This window comes from Bacillus haynesii (genome assembly GCF_014042035.1).
Classification (GTDB): domain Bacteria; phylum Bacillota; class Bacilli; order Bacillales; family Bacillaceae; genus Bacillus; species Bacillus haynesii.
In genome coordinates this window covers 1,026,465-1,047,249 of record NZ_CP059494.1, presented here as the reverse complement: position 1 = coordinate 1,047,249, position 20,785 = coordinate 1,026,465, and the positions used below count along the sequence as shown (strand labels likewise).

The following is a 20,785-nucleotide window of genomic DNA, read 5'->3' as shown; positions in this document are numbered from 1 at the left end:
ATTCGAAAGCATTTAGCCGGCCAGGAATTTTTAAATGAAAATCGTCCGTGAAAAGAAAAAGGCAACCCTATCATCCAGGGTTGCCTCCATGTTTATAAGTTAATTCAGCTTTTCCGCGTAGCTTGTATGATTTTTCGTCCGCAGTCTATGAATGAGATAGCCGCCTATTCCTCCTAAAATCGCCGGAAGCACCCATCCTAATCCGATGTCATACATCGGGAGAAACTGATTGAAAAAATGATTAATAGCTGCAATTTTTAGTCCGGCAGCATTCAGGCCGTCAAACAGGCTGATGATAAAGGTCAATATCAGACTGCCTTGATACACTTCCCTCTTCCCCTTAAATATGGGATGTAAAAATGTTAAGAATATTAAAGAAATCGCAATGGGATACAAAGTTGTTAAAACCGGCATTGAAACGTTAATCAGCTGTGTTAATCCTATATTTGCTACAAGGGTGCTGAACATTGATAAGATGACAGCAATTTTTTTATAGGCGATGTTTGGAAACAAGCCGTGGAAAAATGAAGAGCATGCTGTGATGAGTCCCACACTTGTTGTCAGACATGCTACCGTAATCATTAAGCCCAAAAAAACGGAACCATATGGTCCGAAATAATAGGATGAAACCTTTGCCAAAACCTCGGCTCCATTTTCTAAAAGACCGAGTTTTTCAACGCTGGAAGCCCCCATATATGAAAGCGCTGAATAGATCAGAGCCAAGAGTGCCGCTGCAATCGCCGTTGATTTTGCACAAACGATCATGAGCTGTTTTTTGGAGACCGCTCCCTTCTCTTTCATGGCGTTCACAATGATGATTCCAAATACAAAAGCGACAAGGGCATCAAGTGTAAAGTAACCTTCTTTAAACCCTTTAAAAAATACGTGTGATGCATATCCTTCAGACGGAGCTTGAAAGCTTCCGATTGGGTGAAGAATAGCCGTAACAACGAGCAATCCGATAAATGTTAATTTAATAGGAGTTAGAAATTTTCCGATTACATCGATAATTTTGGTTGGATTCAGGGACAGCAAGCATGCCACTGTGAAAAATAATACGGTAAATATGATTAAGGCAACAGGGCCCGCATCATTTGATAAAAAAGGTTTAACCCCTATTTCAAACGACACATTACCGGATCTGGGAATCGCGAAAAAAGGGCCGATTGCTAAATAGAGAACCGTCGTAAATACAATCCCGAACAACGGATGCACACGACTGGCCAGAGACTGCAAATCATTTTTTCCTGAAAAAACGAATGCCGTAATGGCGAGTAATGGCAATCCGACTCCGGTCACTAAGAATCCTGCATTGGCTGTCCATACATTCTCTCCGGCCATCTGACCAAGCATAGGCGGGAAAATTAGATTTCCTGCACCGAAAAATAATGCAAACAGCATTAATCCTATGATTAGGATAAATGAAAAAGGAATTTTTTTTGCCATCATGAGTCCTCCGATTCGGGTTAAGCTATTGGTGCGTTTTTAGTAGTCAGCAGTGTAGTACAATAAAAATTTTCAAAATAAATGTCCTGAATTATCAGTAAATATTAAATAAAAGTACTATCCTACTATAGTAGCTGTTGCTCGTATTGTCAAAGGTTAAGTCTGTATAACAATTACGGCATGCTCTTTCTTTGAAATTGATTTACAAGTTTGTTATAACATGTAAAAATAATAACGGAAAGGAAATTCACATTTGGGAGGTTGTGAAATGCCATTAGGACCTGCAATCATTTCGGTATTAATAGTATTCGGCATCGTATATGTCATTATGAGAGCGGTAAGGAAATCTAATTGATGGCAGGACGCCTCGGCCTCGCTCCTTTGTCGCATATGCTGCTTCCCCGTTCGGTGCTCTGCTCTTTATTGAACAAGGAGGCATATAGAATGAAGCTGTTTGTCCATCCGCTCGGCTGAAATTGCCGGGTCATGCGTGGCAAAAGCTAAGAAAAAAGGCCAGTCAAATAAAATGACTGGCCTTTTTTGGGTTAAATATGATTTACAAAGTAGAGATATCAATCACGAATCGATAACGCACATCACTTGTGAGGACGCGCTCATACGCTTCATCTACTTGGTCAGCTCCGATGACCTCAATTTGCGGAGCTATGCTGTGTTCAGCAGCGAAATCAAGCATCTCTTGTGTCTCCCGTATGCCGCCGACAAGTGAACCTGCAATGCTGCGGCGGCCCATGATTAAGGAAAACACACTGTACTGATCCCGTTCTGCCGGTGCGCCGACGTTAACAAGTGTTCCATCTACACGAAGAAGCGATAAATATGCATCAACGTCCAGATTGGCGGACACCGTGTTTAAAATGAGGTCAAAACGGCCGGCCAGTTCAGTGAATACGGAAGGTTTTTCCTTTTTATTCCAAGTTTAGGTTATCCGGAATGCGGACAACGAAATCTTCTTTGACCACTAGGAAGTCACCTTCTTCAAATTCTCGTTTTCTAATAATGGTTTCTTGGAGACACCAATCCTCACGAAAATAGAAAGATGAATGTAAATACATTGAAAATAAAGCTACCCGACCGACAAGGTTTTGGCAGGTGTAGGCATGCCGCCAAGCCGGACAGACCCAAAACGAGGTATTAGACTATCCGGCTTGTTCTTACTATTTTACCTGCCAAACCGCCGTCCCTGCCGTCCTAAGACGTTTTTTTGATTTCTAATGTAAGAGAGTAAGAGACGCTATGTGGGGTTTCGCCCCTGCCTGTTGTCTTTGACAGGCATTAATCCGAACAGACCAAAAACGTGATGCAAGACCCTTTGAAATCATTTTTTTAGCATGAATTTGTTGAAGCTCAAAACAGGTTATAGATGTCGGTCTCGAATGTAATATTTTGTAAATTAACCCTTGATTTTGAATTTGCAAGTGTTATCATGGTAATGATTCATAAAACAAAGGAGTGGTTTTGTGTTTAAAAAGTGTGTTGCTATGTTCTTAGGTGTCGTGCTGATTTTTTCAATGATTCCTTACGCATCAGCAGTAGAGGGGAAAGACAAATATGTTGTGGCAAAGGAAGTAATATTGAAAACTCAAGAAGAATTCATACAATCTATGAAAAAACTATCTCCTAAAAACGATGATGAAGCAGATGAATTTTCCACTCAATACTTCAAAGATAATCCGGTTAACGAAGAACACTTGATAAATTTTTATAAAAAAGAAAAAACTGTGCTCCCTAATGCAACCTCCGGTGATACAATAGATATTGACAACTACATACAGAGTAATATTGATGAGGGAAACTTCAGTGAGCAAGATTTAGGAAATGGCATAAAACTTGTCCTTACTGATTCTCCAACCTATTTTATTACTTCAGTGAGCGAAACCCCAATTGATGAAAACAAGTTTCAGGTCAAGGCGAGGACAAAAGAACATAAGCTAGTTTACAGAGCAAAAAACATGTTTGGAATAGAATTGTTTAAGGTTCATAATGCCGCATATTTCACGTATGGCGGCAAATCTCCAAGAGCACATCAGACTTCTGCATATTATAAACGAGGGACAACATCGTTGTGGAGAGTTGAGAACTGGAAAAAAGGAACCAGAAGTGTTCCAGGCAATAAAGCGCAAGCCTATGCCGAAGGAAATTTTTTTACAGGATTCGCATTCAAGGGCTTTGATATTATTATACAGGAATGGCATATCACAAACACAATCACTTGTAATAACAAAGGAAAAGTTGAAAGAAGCGGGAGGGTGAAATAGTTTTGTTCAAGTCTAAGATTTTTGTTTGGGTGAGTAGTATAATCACAGGATTGCTTGCTCTAGTTCACTTGTGGAATATAGCTGTAATACCAGAACAAACAGCTATGGGGTATGTAAGTGTTATAACAGCAATCCTTGTAGTGAGTGTATTATATGGCATCGTAACAGGGGCAATTGCCTATTGGATATTTAACATAATCAAGTTTCTTTCAAAAAAATTCAGTCATTGATTAAAGGGATGCAGACTAAAAAATTTGCAGTCAAATAAAACAGAGAAAAAGCCGTCACCAGTCTGCTTTGGAAACGGCTTTTTTTAGATTTGCAAAGAGAATGCCTTATAGACGGATAAACGACCTGCTTACATATCCCACCAAAAGGACTCGGGAAGCGAGTATTGTCCATTTAACAGAACCGTTTCGCCAATCGCTGGAGCGATCATGTTGGCGTCTTTTTTCTCGGCCTCTTTCAATGCGCGTTCAATCGGCTCTTTCCAGCCGTGGTATGCGAGGGTAAAGGCCCCCCAATGAATCAACATCATATTCCTTCCTTTTACATCTTTGTGGGCCTGTACAGATTGTTCAGGTGTCATATGAATCTCGGACCAGCGTCTGTCATACTGACCTCCCTCCATTAATGTCATATCGAAAGGGCCGTATTTTTTGCCGATTTCCTTAAAGTGTTCATCATATCCCCCGTCACCGCTCGTATAAAAACGCGTATGTTTTCCGAGGATGACCCAGCCGCCCCACAGGGTCGTATTTCGATTCAACATGCCTCTTCCGGAAAAGTGTTTCGACGGTGTCAAGGCTATTGTCAAACCTTGAAACCCCGTTTCATCCCACCAATTGAGTTCCGTGATTTTTTCTTTCTCAACTCCCCACCGAATCAAGTGTGTGCTGACTCCGTAAGGAACGAAGAAATGACCGGCCTTTTCCTTCAGCTTTAAGATGGATGGATAATCTAAGTGATCGTAATGATCATGTGTAATCAAGACGGCGTCAATCGGCGGCATATCGTTTACCATATGCAGGATGTCTTCGCTGTAGCGTCTGCTTCCGATAAATGATACGGGTGAAGCAATTAGGCCCAGCATAGGGTCTACGAGTATTTTTTTGCGATCGATGCTCAATAAAAAAGCGGAATGTCCAAACCATGTTAAGCTGTCTTCGTTACTTTTAACGATGTTCCAATCAATCTCAGAAACAGGGATTTGACCGGAAGGATTGCGCTCCTTGCCGCCGGAAACAGCGTCTCTCATCATCGAGAGAACCCCGGAGATTCCGCCCATATCCATCTTTGCCGGAGCTTGGTTGACAAATTTGCCATCGGCATAATTGTCAAAGCTTTGATACAGCTTTTTTTGTTCTTTGCTTGGATTGCCCCCAAACACGGGGTGTAAATTGATGAATAACAAAACAGCCGCACATAATACGATGATAAAAATGAATAAAAACATCATGATTTTTTTCATTGTTCCTTCCTTTTTAGGATGATCTCTTGCTTCCTCTTATTCTACCGATTATACCTGCATCATCGCCAGTGTAACGCTGCTGGATATGATTATTGCCATCGTAGTTGGACACCACGCGCAACCAAACAATGAATAAAAATGTAAAGAACCCTCCGAATTTGGAGAGTTCTTTTTCATGGGCGATCATGTACTCACTACATGCGGAATGCAGCAATTATTTGATTTGCACCAATAAAAATGTGTATTTGGTGCCCTCCGGCTTGTTTTTCCAATAAATCGTTACCTCCGCATCTCCCTTTTGGCGTCCTTTATAGTCTACCGAGTTCAAGATCGGATTAGCAAATGCATGAAGAATAAAGGGATCATCGACCGCAACCTCTAAATCGTCGTTCGAAAATTCAATTTGAGGACCTCCATTTATACTGCCGCAATAGAAATGTGCACGGCCGGAACCGTCAATGCCGACAGTTTCGTCGTATACGGTGAGGATGTGAGTTGAGCATTCGCTTGGTTTAATGGTACCAACTGATGCAGCATTTACAGAGATGGCATGAAAGGACAGAATCGTCGCGAGGGCAATGGCAAGTGACAAGAAATACTTGCTTAATTTCCCGATCTTCATATTGTCAGCCTCCAACCAAATATTGTTAGTATACATATTCTCCAGATAGAAATATATACCTCTTCCATAAGAGCTTACAAAAAAAGAGCTGACATTAATGGTCAGCTCCCGCTTTTAAAACCGGACAGATTCAGAGGGGTGGAAAAACCGGTCCACCGCTTCATCGGTTACATCTGAAACGTGCCGGTACTTATAGTTCGGTGATTGATCACGGTCGATCAGGACGGACCTGACGCCTTCGAAGAAATCATTGTGCTTCAAAAAGTTCTTTGCCAGCACCAGATCCGTGGCAAAGCATTCTTCCAGTGTTTTTTGACGTCCGTCCGCCAGCTGTTTCAATGTGATTTTTAATGAAAATGGTGATTTGGAAAGCATCGTTTTTTTCACATTCGAGCTAAAGGTGCTTCCCTCGCTTTCGAGCGATTGAAGGATCTCTTCCAGCTTATCATACTTAAAATGACGGTCAATTGCTTGCTGATCACGGGCGAGCGTGCTCTCCTGGGAGGGCTCCGTTTTCGATTCGCGGATCAGCTGATCGAGCTTTTCTTCAACGCTTGCAAGGCGCCAATCGGTTTGTTCCACTGCTTGAAGTAATCGTTCTAAAGCGCCGCTCTCCATGTAGGCGTCTGCCCCATTGATATACAGCACGTCGGCTGCATGGATGACAGACGCTGTTAATCCAAGATACCGCCCTAAGCGGCCCGGGGCTTTGTTTAAAAAATAGGCTGCGCCGACATCCGGAAAGAATCCGATATTCATTTCAGGCATCGCCCATTTTGTCCTCTCCGTGACGATTCGGTGGCTGGCCCCGTATGTCAGGCCGACGCCTCCCCCCATGACGATCCCGTCCAAGCAGGCGATGATCGGTTTCGAAAATCGATGGACTGCCATATCGACTTCGTACTCTGTTTCAAAAAAGCGCTCGGCATCTTGCAGGGCCTGTTTTGACGAACGAGCTTCATAGAGTGCCTTAATATCCCCTCCGGCACATAGTCCTTTTGGTCCTGCACCTTTGATGACCACGATAGAAACGTTTTGATCTGTCTCCCACTCGTTTAACTTTTCACCAATCAGACGGACCATGTCGTATGTGAGTGAGTTGAGCGCTTTCGGGCGATTCAGAACAATCGCTGCGGCGCCGTTTTGATTGACGGAAAACAGCACGTCATCGGACATCTTGATCCACTCCTTTTATGAATGATGAAAGTCTGGTTTGCGCTTTTCGACAAATGCGTGAATTCCTTCTTTGGCATCTGAAGTGACAAACAGCTCGGCGAATCTGTTTCGCTCCCTCTCCAGTGCTTGTTCCATGCTTTCGCTGGCACCCTGTACGACACATTCGACGGCGCGCCTCACGCTGGTCATGCTTTTTCCTTCGATAAAGGACAAAGCGACACGTGCTGCCGTCTTCATCAGTTCCTCTCCCTTTACGGCCATCTGTGCAATTTTCAGCTCTACCGCCTCTTGAGCTGAAAGCGATCGGCCCGTCAGGATAAGGTCGAGTGCTGTAGCTGTGTCCGTTATGTTGCGAAGCCGCTGTGTACCACCAAACGCTGGAATCAAGCCGAGCTTTAATTCGGGAAGACCGACTGTTGCATCGTCTGATACGATTCTGAAGTGGCAGCTCATCGCGAGTTCCAGGCCTCCGCCAAGAGCCGGTCCGTTTATCGCCGCAATGACGGGTTTTTTGGAAGCTTCGATTTCATCGCAGAGCGCCTGGCCCCCTTGTGCGAGCGCCAATCCTTGTTTTTGGTCCCCAAGTTTTGAAACGAATTCTTTTATATCCGCTCCCGCCACAAAAAAGCGGCCTTCTCCTGTGATAATGATCGCTTTTGTCTCCTCGTCACGGGCCAATTCCCGAAAAAGAGAACGCAATTCGGTGATACAGGAAGAAGAGAGTGTATTTGCCGGCGGATTGTTCAACGTGACGGTTGTGATGCCATGTTCTGTTTTAAGTGTGGCATATTTCAAGTTCAATATTGATCCCTCCCTGTTTAAATAAAAAAGGCCCCTCTGAAAAAAAATCAGTTGTGCATGAGAGGGAGCCTTATGTTCAAGATTAGAACCAGCGTTCGGTGACGACCTTTTTACGCGTGTAAAACTGGACGCCGTCCTTTCCGTTTGTCCCAAGATCTCCATAGAAAGAGGCTTTGTTCCCTGCGAAGGAGAAGAACGCCATCGGAGCCGGTACGTTGACATTGACGCCGATCATTCCGGCATCAATTTTATCGCGGAACTGCTGGGCGCTTTTCCCGCTCGATGTGTAGATGACAGCGCCGTTGGCAAACTTCGATTGATTGGCGAGCTCGATCCCCTCATCAAGGTCTTGTACACGGACAACGCTCAAGACCGGTGCGAAGATTTCGTCCTGCCAGATTTTCATCTCCGATGTCACATGATCGAAAATCGTGGCTCCCACAAAGTATCCTTCCTGAACATCCGGATTGCGGCCGTCCACGGCGAGTGCTGCCCCTTCTTTAATTCCTGTGTCGATATAGTCAAGGACGCGTTGTTTATGGACTTCGCGGATCAGCGGACCGACAAAGTGATCCTCGGATCTCCCGTCTCCTGTCTTCAGCTTCCGTGTTTCAGAGACGAGCATTTCCATGAAGTCATCGGCGATGTCATCAACCACCGCCGCAACGGAGCAGGCCATACAGCGTTCCCCGCTGCTTCCGAATGCCGCCCCGATGATGCCTTGAACCGACTTTTCAAGATGGCAATCCGGCATAACAATCGCATGGTTTTTAGCGCCGGCAAGCGCCTGAACGCGTTTCCCGTTAGCTGTGCCTGTTTGATACACATATTTTGCGACCGGTTCTGAACCAACGAAGGAGACGGCTTTAATATCATCGTTCTCCAATATTCCGTTTACAACATCCTTTCCTCCATGGACGAGGTTTAACACACCTTTTGGAAACCCGGCTTCATAGAACAGCTCAACAAGCTTCCCGGCAAGAATGGGAGTCCGTTCCGAAGGTTTCAGGACGAACGTGTTTCCGCAGGCGATGGCGAGCGGAAACATCCACAGAGGAACCATCATTGGAAAGTTAAACGGCGTAATACCGGCGACGACCCCTAAAGGATAGCGCCAAATCGATCCATCGATGCCCCCTGCTATTGTGGGCAGGGATTCTCCCATCATTAAAGTAGGTGTGGCTGTCGCAAGCTCAACAACTTCGATTCCTCGTTGCACTTCGCCTCGGGCGTCTTTTAACGTTTTGCCGTTTTCCGCCGTAATGATGTCTGCCAATTGTTCTTTTTGCTCTTGAAGAAGCTGCAAATATTTGTATAAAAGTCTTGCCCGATTGGGGACAGGCACAAGCGACCAGGTCTGATAAGCGTGCTTGGCAGCCTGCACGGCACGATCTACATCCGCTCTCACAGATAGAGGCGCATAAGCGATGACGTTTCCGTTTGCAGGATTGACGACTTCTTCAGATTCCGTACCTAGAGAATTCACCCATTTCCCGTCGATATGGTTCATCATTTTTTTTGCATTGGTTGTGATCATTTGCTTTCTCACCTCTCCTTACTGATAAGTTGTCTTTTGTTCACTTATTTTTTTGTATAAAACAGACATATCTTTGTCGCCGTATCCGTTCTGATCGGCGTCTTCATAAATGCCGAAGAGAATCTTGCTCACCGGCAGTTCAACCTCGTTTTTCTCAGCCAAATCCAGTGCAAAGCCAAGGTCTTTCAGCAGCAGCTTCAAAGAAAAGCCAGGTTCATAGTTTTCATTCGCTATGAAACTTTTATAGTTGCGCTCATAGATCCGGCTCTGCCCATAGCTGACGTTCAGCATCTCAAACAATTGGTCGAGATCCAGATTGTTGTTTTTGGCAAGGTGCAGGGCCTCACTGACGCCTGCTGTATAAAAACCGATTAAGAGGTTGTTGATCAGCTTCGTATTCGTTCCGCTGTCGATGTTTTCGTTCACATGAAAAATATTCTCACCCAATGCGTTGAAAACAGGTAACGCTTTATTAAAAACGGACTTCGGACCCCCGACCATAAAGGTAAGCGTCCGGTTGACCGCCCCGATCACACCTCCGCTGACCGGCGCCGCAAGAAAATCGATCCCTTTTCTTTTCGCTTCCTCCGCAATCCGGATATTCAGTTCAGGAGCGACCGTGCTTGTATCGATCAGGAGGACGCCTGGTTTAGCCTGGTGTACAAGCCCCTTTTTCCCCAGAAAAACCTCCTCTGCAGCGTTTGATGAAGGAAGGCTTGTCAGGATGGCGTCACACTCATCAACCATCTTTTCAACTGAAATCCCGATTGTTCCCCCTGCATGATGCAAGGCCAATTCAGCTTCTTTGTTCAGGTCCATTCCATACACCGTAAAGTTCTCCTGAAGCAAATTTTTAGACATGGGCAGACCCATATTGCCCAAACCGATAAATCCGATTTTTTTCACACAGTTTCCCTCCGATCACACCGTATATTTTTCATGAGCCGCTATTTTCTCTGCGATTTCGCGTTTTTGAGCAAACAGATTGCTGAAAAGGGGCAAAGGAAGGCTGCGAGCCTCTTCAAATGCGAGCTTTCTTTCGGTTTCATCAGATGCTATGCCTGATAAGGCGGTCACCGCCATTTCTTCGATTCTGCGGAAGCCTTCTTCACAAATGACGTTCGTCATCATTTCTTTCAACCGTGCTTTTTCGCTTCCGCTTCTTTGGAGTGCTTTTTCAGTCCGGCGGGCGACGGATTCCATCACATAGATTTCTTTTTTCATGTCGGCGAGAAGCCGGGCGTATTCCTGCTCCTCCTGAATGTTCACGCGAGAGCGTATAAGCGCTTTTAATGTTTTGCCGAAAAGCCTGTTGGACAGCTGAATAAACCGCCGGTTTCGGTTCCCCTCGCTGCTTAATTGAGCTTCCTGCTCTGAGATGCCGTTTTGCTGCGCTTCTTTCATCATCAGTTTGGCGATCGTCAAGCGGTTTATCTCGTTTGTCCCCTCAAAAATCCGGCTGATCCGTGCATCCCGGTACAATCGTTCGACTTCGTACTCCTGCATGTATCCGTAGCCGCCATGAATCTGCACCGCCTCGTCTGCAATCCGGTCGAGTATTTCGGAACAGTGAACTTTATTGATCGCACATTCGGATGCATAGTTTGCCAGTTCTCTCAGTCTATCGTCTAATGGCTCAGCCGAATCTAAAACATTGTCCAAGCCATCTGCCGTTCTGTAAGCAGCGCTTTCCGCGCCGAAAATCGAAATCGCCATGTCGGCAATCTTTTCTTGAATCATTGAAAAACCGATGATCGGCTTGTGAAATTGTTTGCGTTGTTTAGCGTAGCTAACGGCAAGGTTCAATGCTTGTTTTGCCATTCCAATGTTCGAAAATGCGAGCTTTAAGCGGGCCATGTTTAAAATGTTCAATGCGACATGATGTCCTTTCCCGACATGACCTAGAACATTGTTGCTCGGCACCTCGACTTCCTCCAGGATTAAGGTTGCTGTCGAAGACCCTTTGATTCCCATCTTCTTCTCTTCAGGTCCGATGGAAACGCCTTTAAACGAACGTTCGACGATAAATGCTGTCATGCCTTCCGCCGTTTTTGCAAAGACAACATATACATCAGCTACTTGCGCGTTCGTAATCCATTGTTTTTCCCCATTTAAAATCCAGGCTGTTCGATCCCCATTCAAGACGGCCGTTGTCTTTGCGTTTAAAGCATCCGAACCTGCGCCCGGCTCTGTCAGAGCATATGCTCCGATCCATTCGCCTGATGCCAGTTTCGAAAGGTATTTTCGTTTTTGTTCTTCTGTTCCATAATAAATATAGGGCAATGTCCCGACTCCCGCATGAATATTAAAGGAGACGCTGAACGATCCGCCGGCTCCCATTTTCTCTGCGACTAACCCGGAAAGCTTCTTGCTGAGTGAAAGGCCGCCGTATTCCTCCGGAACTTCGATACTGAGTAAGCCGAGCTCTCCCGCTTTTTGAAACAATTTTTTCACGCTTTCGTGATCCTGCTGATCGATCGATTCAAGAAGGGGCATGACTTCGTTTTTGACAAATGATTCTGTCGTTTTTGAAATCAGTCGCTCTTCCTCTGTGAAATCTTCCGGCGTAAATCCTTCAGCAGCCGATTCGTGTTGAGAAATCAAGGGTTCATTCCATCGAAGTTTTGCTTTCCCCATTGCATTCCTCCTCGCTTCCGCTAAATAGAGTGATAAACCGAGATAAAAAGACGATGAATCCGCTTACATTTTTCCTGATACGAATCATCGTCAATTTTCTCATCCAGATAAGGACCAACCAATTATGAAGGGCACGGTTGTTTCGGTCATTTAGCAGGCTTTTCTTTTGCCTGTCGCCGGAACATAGAACCGCTTTTTGTTTCATGAAGCAGCTGTTCCGCGAAAAGCCCTGGGCAGTGCAGCTGATGTTTAAGATATGAAGCTTTTAATATCAGCTTATCAAATAATTGGAAGATTTCCAAATGTTTTTTTGGTTTACTCTATTTTACTTGTGAAGCTTGGGAATATGCATTGTCAGCCTTGTGGTGAACGCGTTTTGGCAAGCCGGCATTCTTTTTTCGCAAAAATAAAACAGACCATCGTTTTGATGGTCTGTTCAGAAAGGGTACCATTGATCGCTTATTCGATTGACAAGCTTGAAACGATACATTCTGCATGGCCGGCGAGCGTAAATTCTCCAAAGCCCGCAGGCAGTAGCATGTGATCTCCTTTTTTAAAAGAAAAGTCATGGCCGCCAGCCGCGATGCGCCCTTCCCCTTCTATAGCGCTGACAAGAAGAAACGGTTTATCCTGTTTGAAACAGGCCGATCCTTTTACATTCCATTTTTCTACTGAGAAATATGGACACTCAATCAGTGCGGCAGTCTTGACAGCACCCGATGTTTCATATTGAACAGTTTCGCGATCAGGCGAAGACGGGACATCGATCACTTCTATGCTTTTTTGCAAATGGAGCTCGCGCAGGTTTCCTTCAGCATCTTTTCTGTCATAATCATATAGTCTGTAGGTTGTGTCTGAATTCTGCTGCGTCTCCAAAATCAAAATGCCTTTTCCGATCGCATGGACGGTTCCGCTCGGCACATAGAAGAAATCTCCCGGCTTCACTTTGACGCGGCGCAAAAGCTCATTCCATTTTCCGTGTTCGATCATTGAGACCAGTTCTTCGCGCGTCTTGGCATGGTGGCCGTAAATGATCTCCGCATCTTCTTTGCAATCAATGATATACCAGCATTCCGTTTTTCCAAGCTCCCCGTTTTCGTGCAGCTTTGCATATTCATCGTTTGGATGCACTTGTACGGATAGGTCTTGGTCGGCGTCCAAAATTTTTGTCAGAAGAGGAAAGCGGTCTCCCTTTATATGTCCGAATAAATGACGGTGTTCATTCCATAATTCGCTGAGTGTGAGCCCTTTATACAAGCCGTTTTTTACGACGCTTTGTCCATTTTGATGTGCGGCGAAAGCCCAGCACTCCCCCGTTTGTTCTGATGGAATCTCATAGCCGAAAGAGGCTAAAGCTGTGCCGCCCCATATTCTTTCTTTAAAAACAGGCTCGAAAAATAATGGTTCAGTCATGACAGGCGTCCCCCTTTTTTAGATGATTTCATCCAGAAGTTTGTATGCTTCTTCTTTTGTTTGGGCAGAGAGAAGCTTGTCCCGGTAGGTGTCATCCATCAGTTTTCTGGAGAGCATTTGCAGAAGCTTCAGATGCTCGTTTCCTCCGCTTTCTTTCGGGACGGCGATCATAAAAATCAGTTTGGCGTCAGTTCCGTCAAGACTCTTCCAGTCGACGCCCGAACGTTTAATGCCGAATGCTACACTCGGCTTCTTGACGGCGTCAGACTTCCCGTGCGGGATCGCGATATTCATGCCGATCGCCGTTGTCCCCTCTTGTTCGCGATTCATGATCGCTTGTTTAAATTCGCTTTCCGAATGCAGTGCGCCTTTCCGGGCCAATTTTTGAATCATTTCATCGATAATGTCGTCTCTCGTATCCCCTGATAAATGCGGTTCGATCAGTTCCGTATCGATGATGTCTGTGAGCTTTTTGATTTCCGGCATGTCGGATTTTTTGCTTTTTGCTTCGATTTCGATGTTCGGCTGCGGAATGTCATTCGCTGCAGCAGCTTCACTTACTCCTGCGGGTGCAGCTGTGACCTCTTTTTTGAGCACATTGACCAAAAGAGCGGTGACCAGAGATCCGGCAATAACGGCGATAAAGAACATCAACACATGATCGACAGCGCCAAGCACCGCTACGATCGGTCCGCCGTGGGCGACTCTGTCCCCTACATGACCGATCATGGCGATCACGGAACCTGTCATTGAACCCGCCATAATACTTGGTATGACGCGAAGCGGGTCCTGTGCAGCAAACGGTATAGCGCCTTCAGTAATGCCGAATAATCCCATTGTAAATGCTGCTTTTCCCATTTCTCTTTCTTGCGCCTGAAATTTTCTTTTTCCTAAAAACGTTGCAATGCCAAGCCCGATCGGAGGAATACAAATGGCAACGGCGATCGGACCCATAATTTCATAGTTTCCTTCACCGATCATGGCAGAACCAAACAAGAATGCCACTTTATTGACGGGGCCGCCCATATCAAACGAAATCATCGCCCCTAAAATTAATGCCAGAAGAATCGAGCTTGAGCCCTGCATACCAGCCAGCCAAACCGTCAATGATTCAAAGATTTGCGCGACAGGCGCGCCGATCAGCAATACGAACGCCAAGCCGACAATGAGCGAGGAAACCACCGGGATCACGATGATTGGCATGATCGGCTGAATGGCTTTTGGCACTTTTAATTTTTTGATGGCCAGTGCTGCATATCCGGCTAAAAAGCCCGCGATAATGCCGCCGAGGAACCCTGCACCGCTCCCGCTTCCGTAAAAGCTTCCCGTCGCTGCAATATATCCGCCGATCATTCCCGGCACAAGCCCCGGTTTATCCGCGATGCTGTAGGCAATATAACCGGCTAAAATCGGGATCATGAATGAGAATGAGGCAGCTCCGATTTGCTCAATCGTTTTCCAAAAAGAATCATCAGGGATCACTAACCCTTTCGGCGTCTTTTCACCCCCAAGCGTCAATGCGACCGCAATCAATAATCCGCCGACGACAATGAAAGGAACCATAAACGATACACCGTTCATTAAATGCCGGTAAATCGGATTTTGCTTTTTCTCAGTTTGAGCGGAAGCTTCCGTTTTCGCAGCCGGACGATAGACAGGTATATCGCCATTGATCGCTTTTTGTATCAATTCTTCCGGTTTTCGGATGCCTTCCTGAACACCGACAGCCAGAAGTTTTTTTCCTATAAAACGGTCTTTGTTGACCGAGCGGTCTGCGGCAATAATAATCGCGTCTGCCTCGCGGATTTCCTGCTCGGTCAGCTCATTTTCCACTCCGATGCCGCCTTGTGTTTCGACTTTCATTTGAACGCCCATTCGCTCGGCCGCTTTTTGCAAATTTTCCGCAGCCATATACGTATGGGCAATTCCGTTTGGACATGATGTAATCGCTAACAGTTTCATGCGAATCCTCCTTCTGAAACTAAAGTAATAAGCAGCTCTTGTCATTACTTTATAATAAAAACCCGTGTGTAAAAGCGTTGTTTTTTACCGCAGGCTCCGGAAAAATCGGCTTTTTTTCCTATAAATAAAAAAGCAGGGCTCCGCCCCGCTTTTAATAATCCAAATAAGATAAGAATTTCATCACATTTGTTTCTTTCGTCAGCTTTTGGATGAAAGCCGGTTGCTCGCTTAAGCTGGACAGCTCTTGAAACAATTGTTTTGTCATGTTTTGATCCTCGTGTTTGACAGCGAGCATAAAGACGAGCGATACTTTTTCAGAGCCCCAGTCAAGCGGCTCTTTTAATGTGGCGATCGCAATGGCTGATTGTTTAATCAATTTGGCGTTCGCGTGAGGAATGGCGATGCCCGCTCCGATGTTTGTCGCCGACATTTTTTCTCTCATGACTGCGTGTACAGCATATTCTTTTTCTACATAGCCTTTCTCGTACAAAGCCATTGCCAGCTGTTCAATCAGCTTGTAGCGGTGTTCTGACTCCTGCTGCAGGAAGACGAGGAAAGGAGTCGTGTCATTCAGCACTTTAAACGTTTTTTGTGTTTGCCGGGACGATTCACCGAGCTGATTCATAAAAGCGGCGAGCTTTTTCTCATCGGCCGACTCGAGCAGCGGTGATACAACGATATGGGGAATTGATAAATCCTCCAGACTGACTGTTGATATCACAAGCTCGATATCTTCATGTTGTGAAGTATAGTCCGCCAAATCAGCTTTCGCGATGCAGTCCATCACGGCAATTTGGTGGAATTTCCGTTCAATTTTTGTCCGCAGCAGCTGTGACATCCCGATGCCCATGTGACAGACGATGATCGCTTTTTTATGCTTGTCTTTTCCATAGCTGAAGCGTTCGATCGCCGCTTGGAAATGCAATGTCAGATAGGCGGCTTCTTCCTCGGGAATCGAAAGTGAAAACGTTTGGTTGATGTCTTCAAGGACATCAATGACAATATGAAACAGATAAGGGTACATTTTTTTGATATCGTTGAGCATTGGATTTGATACGGAAAGGTCATAGTTCAGCCGGTTTAAAACGGTATTAAGGTGAATTTTCAATCCGTTGATCAAAACCCGGTCCTCGCGGAAATCCATCATTTTCAACTCTGAGACACGATGGATTAAATATTCGACAACCTTTGGAAGCAAAGGGTTTTCCAGTCCGCTCTCCCCTTCTTTCCGCAATGGGTAACGGACTTTCCCGCCTAATATATGCAATGTTAAATAGACGGCCTCTTCTTCAGGAAAGCGGATCGCAAAAACCGCTTCAAGCCGTTTTAAACATGCAAACGTCCACTGAAATTCTTTTTTCTTTTTGACTGCATCTAATTCCCCCGGCGAAATGGTAATCGGCTGTTTCATTTTGATGCGGCGGATCATCAGCAGTGTATGCAACAGTAAATTTTCGAACGTTTCATCAGTGAAATATAAAGAATGGCGCTTTTGTAATGATCTGATTTCATTCTTAACAAATTCCACTTCGTGACTTAAAAATTGGCTTTTAATAAATCGGCTTGTAAACTCCGGGTTGTCAATCAACTCCGAGATGCGCGCCAGCGCTTTTCTCTTATTTTTTTCACTTCCTTCGATCTTTAAACCGAGGCGCTGCTTGGACACCAGTGTGAGGCCAAACCGCTGGAGCCAACCTTCGATTTGATTCAAATCCCTTTTGATGGAAGATTTATTTAAGAAGTGCTCGGCAGCCATTTCTTTTGCAGAAACCGGCTTTGGATTCATTAATAACTGATAAGCGATTTGCAGCATTCTTTCTTCATCAGATTGCTGCTTTGCGGCGTGATGTTCGGTATATAATTGCCGGCTTAAACGGGCCCTTTCATGATCTTCGATATTCAAATAAACGCCCAGTCCCGGTTTGCGAATCAATTGAGCATGAGAATGCTGATTGAGATAATCTTCAATCGTTTTCAGATCATTTCTGATCGTTTTTTCAGAACACTTTACCCTGTCTGCGAAATCTTGTACGACTAAATAGTCATCAGGTTCAGATAACAACAGATTCAGAATGTCTTTTTGCCTCGTATTCATATCTTTCTCACCTGTTTTTCTATCCTTCCCGTCAGTTTCACTTAAAAGAAATGATAGTATAAGTATACTACATACGTAACCGTTTACATTATACAATGAAATAAAAGGGCCAAAAGTTTCGTTTTTTACCGAAACTTCCGGAAAAAATGCTTTTATCAACTCGGAATTTTTTCTTTTATAGGAATTTTTTATAATAGATGATAGTGAGGGGAAGTAAAACAGCTGTACGGTTCTGAAACGGAAAAAGGATCAGCAGAGCTGCTCCCGCCGATCCTTAAACATTAAAATTCTCTTTTATTATAAAAGCTGAGCGATATCGCATATGAAACGGAGATCATCACGAGCAGTACACCAACCAAAAGGATGAATGTACCCGTATTTGACATTTCGCTTAGAAAAGCCGTTAGTTTTTGGCTCAATGCAAGGTTCTCCCCCGCATCTATAAATTTAAAAAAGGCAGTCCCTCCAAATATAATGGCGAAAAATATAATGATATTCGCCATTTTGGACTTCAAATAGCCGTACTTAAAAATCAGCGGAAATGAGATCGAGCTAAATAAAGTGACTGCCACTACAGCACCCATGGCCCCTGAAAATGTCAATGGGAAATCAAGCGGCAAGTGCAGCAAATGTCCGATCGCATTGATCAAAGTATAGAAGAGAATGGCATAAGCCGTATAGACATAAACCGATACATATTTCGATAAAACGATGATGTTTCTTTTAATAGGCAAGCTGATCAGGATTTTATCACTGTTGTTTTTGTCTTCTAAGGAGCTTGCGCCTAATGCCAGCTGATACGTGACAGCCAAAACTGCGACTGTATATCCGACAAGCTCAAGCTGCGACAATGTAAAAGTGAAAAAAATCATCAATAACAGCGATAGCTTCATTGCCCTTTTCTGCATTAAAATATCTTTTTTAATTAGATGATACATGTTGATCACTCCTGCCGGTTGAAAATACCAGAATATCTTCCAAAGTCGGTTTTTCTATCATGACGGAATCCCCGAAATGCTGAACGACTTTTCGCTTATCTCTGGAGAGCGCTTCAAAACCATAGCGGTTTTTCTTGATGCCGATTAAGGCGTCTTCGTTCCCTTTGCGCAGCGTATCGAGGTCTCCTTTTACAATGCAGTACTCTTCCAACAGCTCATCCTTTGTCTTGCTCAGCACGAGCCGGCCGTTATGAATGAAAGTGATATAGTCCGCTACTTTTTCTAAATCAGAGGTAATATGCGTCGAAAAGAAAATCGACTTGTTTTCGTCCTGCAGCAATGTTTGCAGCACGTCAAGGAGCTCGGACCTGACAAGAGGATCGAGTCCTGATGTCGGTTCATCCATGATCAATAATTCGGCATGATGGGATAGTGCGACCGCCAGTGAGAATTTCATCTTCATCCCTTTTGACAAGTTTTTGATCTGTTTGTTTAAAGGGAGCTGGAAGTCTTTTGCGTACCGCTGAAAAACAGCCTCGTCCCATTTTTTGTAAAACGGTCTGATGATTCCTTTCATTTCGTTCGGCGTCAGTTCTTCGTAAAAATGATTTTCATCGTATACAAAGCCGATTCTCTGCTTGATCTCTATATTGTGCTTTTCATTGTTGAGACCGAAAATGCTGATGTCCCCTTCATCTTTTTTAATCAGGTTCATGATCAGCTTGATGGTCGTGCTTTTTCCGGCTCCGTTCGGGCCGATAAAACCCATAATATATCCTTTTTCAAGCGAGAAGTTGATGTTTTCTAAAGAGAAATCTTGATAATGTTTTGTTACATTTTTTAATTCCAGTATGCTGGTCACTTTTACCACTCCTCATAAACCAGTTTGAGCATCTCTTGGAGTTCCTCGTATGTTAAGCCGATTTGTTTCGCTTCAGCGACGGCATCTGCTATGTGTTCTTCGATCAATTTGACTTTTGTTTCTCGAAGCATGTCTTTGTTGATGGCTGCAACATACGAGCCCTTTCCCGCGACTGTGACGATAAACCCTTCTCTTTCCAGCTCGTCATAGGCTCTTTTTGTTGTAATCACGCTGATTTTAAGCTCTTTGGCTAGGTTTCTGATCGATGGGAGCGCCTCAGACTCCGAGAGTTCTCCCTTGACGATTTGATCTTTTAATTGGTTGACGATCTGCAAATAAATCGGTTCATCAGATGAATTTGAAATGATGATATTCAAAGCATAACATCCCTCTATTCGTTATAACTGTATATATACAATATAAACAGTTATAACACTGTTGTCAAACAATCACAAAACAATGCATATTATTTGCGATGGTTTTGTATTACGTAGCAGCAGAAAACCTCCTGTTTCCTGCATGGCAGATCATACAAAATGTTGTTTATCTTCTTCTTTGTAAGAAGGAAAAGTTGAAATAATAAATCCCAATTTCTCAATGTGACACAGAGAAATTGGGATTTTTATCAGTGTTGAAAATCAGCTTTTTGGAGCTAACCCCCTTAGTTATACTCCAGAATAGGCGGAGAATCCTCCATCGACCGGTATGATGGTTCCAGTGACAAATCGCGAGGCTTTATCGCTTACCAACCATAATAACGTTCCGATTAGATCTTCCGGAACCCCAAATCTATCCAACGGCGTCTGATTGATAATTTTTTGTGCTCGCTCCGTATACGTTCCATCTTCATTTAGTAATAGGCTTCTATTTTGGGCAGTAAGAAAAAAGCCTGGGGCAATGGCGTTAACACGAATTCCGACTTTTGACATATGCACGGCAAGCCATTGGGTAAAGTTACTTACGGCCGCTTTTGCACCGCTGTAGGCGGGAATTTTCGTCAGCGGCGTATAGGCGTTCATGGATGAGATGTTAACGATGACACTTCCGTCGTGATCAGCCATGTCTTTTGCAAATACTTGAGTGGTTAACAGTGTGCCAAGAAAGTTTAAATCAAATACGGACCTTACACCCTCTATTTCTAAATCAAAAAACGTAGTCAATTCTTTAGTATTCAAGTCTTTTTTATATAAATATTCTTTATCTGTTGTTCCCTTTGGATGGTTGCCGCCTGCACCGTTAATTAGAATATTGCATCTGCCGAAGGTTCTGTTAATTAGTTGTTTCGCTTGTTCAAGGCTTTGTTTATCAAGGACGTTTGCTGTAAGGGCAAGTGCTTCGCCTCCGTTTTCTTGGATCTCTTTCGCTACTCTGTCTGCCGATTCAGCTCTTCGGCTGACTACAGCTACTTTTGCCCCGCATTGAGCCAATGCTTTAGCGAAACAGCTGCATAAAATACCGCCTCCCCCTGTCACTACAGCCACCTTATCTTTCAAGTTTACATGAAAAGGAATCTGCACATTCATCCCTCGTCTCTGCATTTTAGTTAGTG

16 protein-coding genes and 1 pseudogene are annotated in these 20,785 nt (G+C 44.4%); 1 reads left to right on the top strand and 16 read right to left on the bottom strand.

What is annotated here, in order from left to right:
* Positions 1 to 99: 99 nt before the first annotated feature.
* Both brnQ and H2R00_RS05055 read right to left on the bottom strand, forming a co-directional pair.
* Positions 100 to 1,446 (bottom strand): branched-chain amino acid transport system II carrier protein, encoded by a 1,347-nt coding sequence (gene brnQ / locus H2R00_RS05060; RefSeq protein WP_182071024.1) that lies wholly within the window; start codon positions 1,444 to 1,446, stop codon positions 100 to 102.
* Between the two features lie 556 nt (positions 1,447 to 2,002).
* A pseudogene (locus tag H2R00_RS05055) lies at positions 2,003 to 2,362 on the bottom strand (zinc-binding dehydrogenase); the annotation flags it as partial.
* 562 nt (positions 2,363 to 2,924) lie between these two features.
* On the opposite strand from H2R00_RS05055, the gene H2R00_RS05050 reads away from it, so the two are divergent.
* Positions 2,925 to 3,722, top strand: coding sequence for a hypothetical protein (locus H2R00_RS05050; RefSeq protein ID WP_182070598.1), 798 nt, complete (start codon positions 2,925 to 2,927; stop codon positions 3,720 to 3,722).
* 358 nt (positions 3,723 to 4,080) lie between these two features.
* On the opposite strand, the gene H2R00_RS05045 is transcribed toward H2R00_RS05050, so the two are convergent.
* From H2R00_RS05045 to H2R00_RS04980, 14 genes are all read right to left on the bottom strand, one after another.
* Positions 4,081 to 5,181, bottom strand: a complete 1,101-nt coding sequence (locus tag H2R00_RS05045) for an MBL fold metallo-hydrolase (RefSeq protein ID WP_182071023.1) — start codon at positions 5,179 to 5,181, stop codon at positions 4,081 to 4,083.
* 226 nt (positions 5,182 to 5,407) lie between these two features.
* Entirely contained in the window at positions 5,408 to 5,815 is a 408-nt protein-coding gene (locus tag H2R00_RS05040; RefSeq protein WP_244958283.1) for a hypothetical protein, read from the bottom strand.
* 114 nt (positions 5,816 to 5,929) lie between these two features.
* Complete coding sequence (locus H2R00_RS05035) at positions 5,930 to 6,991, bottom strand: enoyl-CoA hydratase/isomerase family protein (protein WP_182070597.1); 1,062 nt, start codon at positions 6,989 to 6,991, stop codon at positions 5,930 to 5,932.
* Positions 6,992 to 7,006: 15 nt separating this feature from the next.
* On the bottom strand, positions 7,007 to 7,792 hold the full coding sequence (locus H2R00_RS05030) for an enoyl-CoA hydratase-related protein (protein ID WP_154995050.1): 786 nt from the start codon (positions 7,790 to 7,792) through the stop codon (positions 7,007 to 7,009).
* Positions 7,793 to 7,874: 82 nt separating this feature from the next.
* A complete protein-coding gene (locus H2R00_RS05025; protein WP_182070596.1) occupies positions 7,875 to 9,329 on the bottom strand; it encodes a CoA-acylating methylmalonate-semialdehyde dehydrogenase in 1,455 nt (484 codons plus the stop codon).
* Positions 9,330 to 9,347: 18 nt separating this feature from the next.
* The gene (locus H2R00_RS05020; protein ID WP_182070595.1) at positions 9,348 to 10,235 is read right to left on the bottom strand and encodes an NAD(P)-dependent oxidoreductase; all 888 of its coding nucleotides are present in this window, start codon (positions 10,233 to 10,235) and stop codon (positions 9,348 to 9,350) included.
* A gap of 15 nt (positions 10,236 to 10,250) precedes the next feature.
* Positions 10,251 to 11,966, bottom strand: a complete 1,716-nt coding sequence (locus H2R00_RS05015; RefSeq protein WP_182070594.1) for an acyl-CoA dehydrogenase FadE — start codon at positions 11,964 to 11,966, stop codon at positions 10,251 to 10,253.
* A 459-nt stretch (positions 11,967 to 12,425) separates the two neighbouring features.
* On the bottom strand, positions 12,426 to 13,379 hold the full coding sequence (manA, locus tag H2R00_RS05010; RefSeq protein ID WP_154995042.1) for a mannose-6-phosphate isomerase, class I: 954 nt from the start codon (positions 13,377 to 13,379) through the stop codon (positions 12,426 to 12,428).
* An 18-nt stretch (positions 13,380 to 13,397) separates the two neighbouring features.
* Complete coding sequence (locus H2R00_RS05005; protein ID WP_182070593.1) at positions 13,398 to 15,341, bottom strand: PTS fructose transporter subunit IIABC; 1,944 nt, start codon at positions 15,339 to 15,341, stop codon at positions 13,398 to 13,400.
* A 151-nt stretch (positions 15,342 to 15,492) separates the two neighbouring features.
* Positions 15,493 to 17,436: a mannose transport/utilization transcriptional regulator ManR gene (manR, locus tag H2R00_RS05000; RefSeq protein ID WP_154995038.1), complete on the bottom strand. Its 1,944-nt coding sequence runs from the start codon at positions 17,434 to 17,436 to the stop codon at positions 15,493 to 15,495.
* 281 nt (positions 17,437 to 17,717) lie between these two features.
* Positions 17,718 to 18,374: an ABC-2 transporter permease gene (locus H2R00_RS04995; protein ID WP_182070592.1), complete on the bottom strand. Its 657-nt coding sequence runs from the start codon at positions 18,372 to 18,374 to the stop codon at positions 17,718 to 17,720.
* Positions 18,358 to 19,236 (bottom strand): ABC transporter ATP-binding protein, encoded by an 879-nt coding sequence (locus tag H2R00_RS04990; protein WP_154995422.1) that lies wholly within the window; start codon positions 19,234 to 19,236, stop codon positions 18,358 to 18,360. Before H2R00_RS04990 ends, H2R00_RS04995 begins: the two co-directional genes overlap by 17 nt.
* A gap of 2 nt (positions 19,237 to 19,238) precedes the next feature.
* On the bottom strand, positions 19,239 to 19,613 hold the full coding sequence (locus H2R00_RS04985) for a GntR family transcriptional regulator (protein ID WP_154995424.1): 375 nt from the start codon (positions 19,611 to 19,613) through the stop codon (positions 19,239 to 19,241).
* A gap of 288 nt (positions 19,614 to 19,901) precedes the next feature.
* Positions 19,902 to 20,753 (bottom strand): SDR family oxidoreductase, encoded by an 852-nt coding sequence (locus tag H2R00_RS04980; protein WP_044790253.1) that lies wholly within the window; start codon positions 20,751 to 20,753, stop codon positions 19,902 to 19,904.
* Between the last annotated feature and the right edge of the window lie 32 nt (positions 20,754 to 20,785).

Coding starts and splice junctions, on each gene's coding strand:
- H2R00_RS05035 (WP_182070597.1), bottom strand. CDS start 6,991: ATGTCCGATGACGTGCTGTTTTCCGTCAATCAAAACGGCGCCGCAGCG.
- H2R00_RS04995 (WP_182070592.1), bottom strand. CDS start 18,374: ATGTATCATCTAATTAAAAAAGATATTTTAATGCAGAAAAGGGCAATG.
- manA (WP_154995042.1), bottom strand. CDS start 13,379: ATGACTGAACCATTATTTTTCGAGCCTGTTTTTAAAGAAAGAATATGG.
- H2R00_RS05005 (WP_182070593.1), bottom strand. CDS start 15,341: ATGAAACTGTTAGCGATTACATCATGTCCAAACGGAATTGCCCATACG.
- brnQ (WP_182071024.1), bottom strand. CDS start 1,446: ATGGCAAAAAAAATTCCTTTTTCATTTATCCTAATCATAGGATTAATG.
- H2R00_RS05025 (WP_182070596.1), bottom strand. CDS start 9,329: ATGATCACAACCAATGCAAAAAAAATGATGAACCATATCGACGGGAAA.
- manR (WP_154995038.1), bottom strand. CDS start 17,436: ATGAATACGAGGCAAAAAGACATTCTGAATCTGTTGTTATCTGAACCT.
- H2R00_RS05040 (WP_244958283.1), bottom strand. CDS start 5,815: ATGAAGATCGGGAAATTAAGCAAGTATTTCTTGTCACTTGCCATTGCC.
- H2R00_RS05015 (WP_182070594.1), bottom strand. CDS start 11,966: ATGGGGAAAGCAAAACTTCGATGGAATGAACCCTTGATTTCTCAACAC.
- H2R00_RS05045 (WP_182071023.1), bottom strand. CDS start 5,181: ATGATGTTTTTATTCATTTTTATCATCGTATTATGTGCGGCTGTTTTG.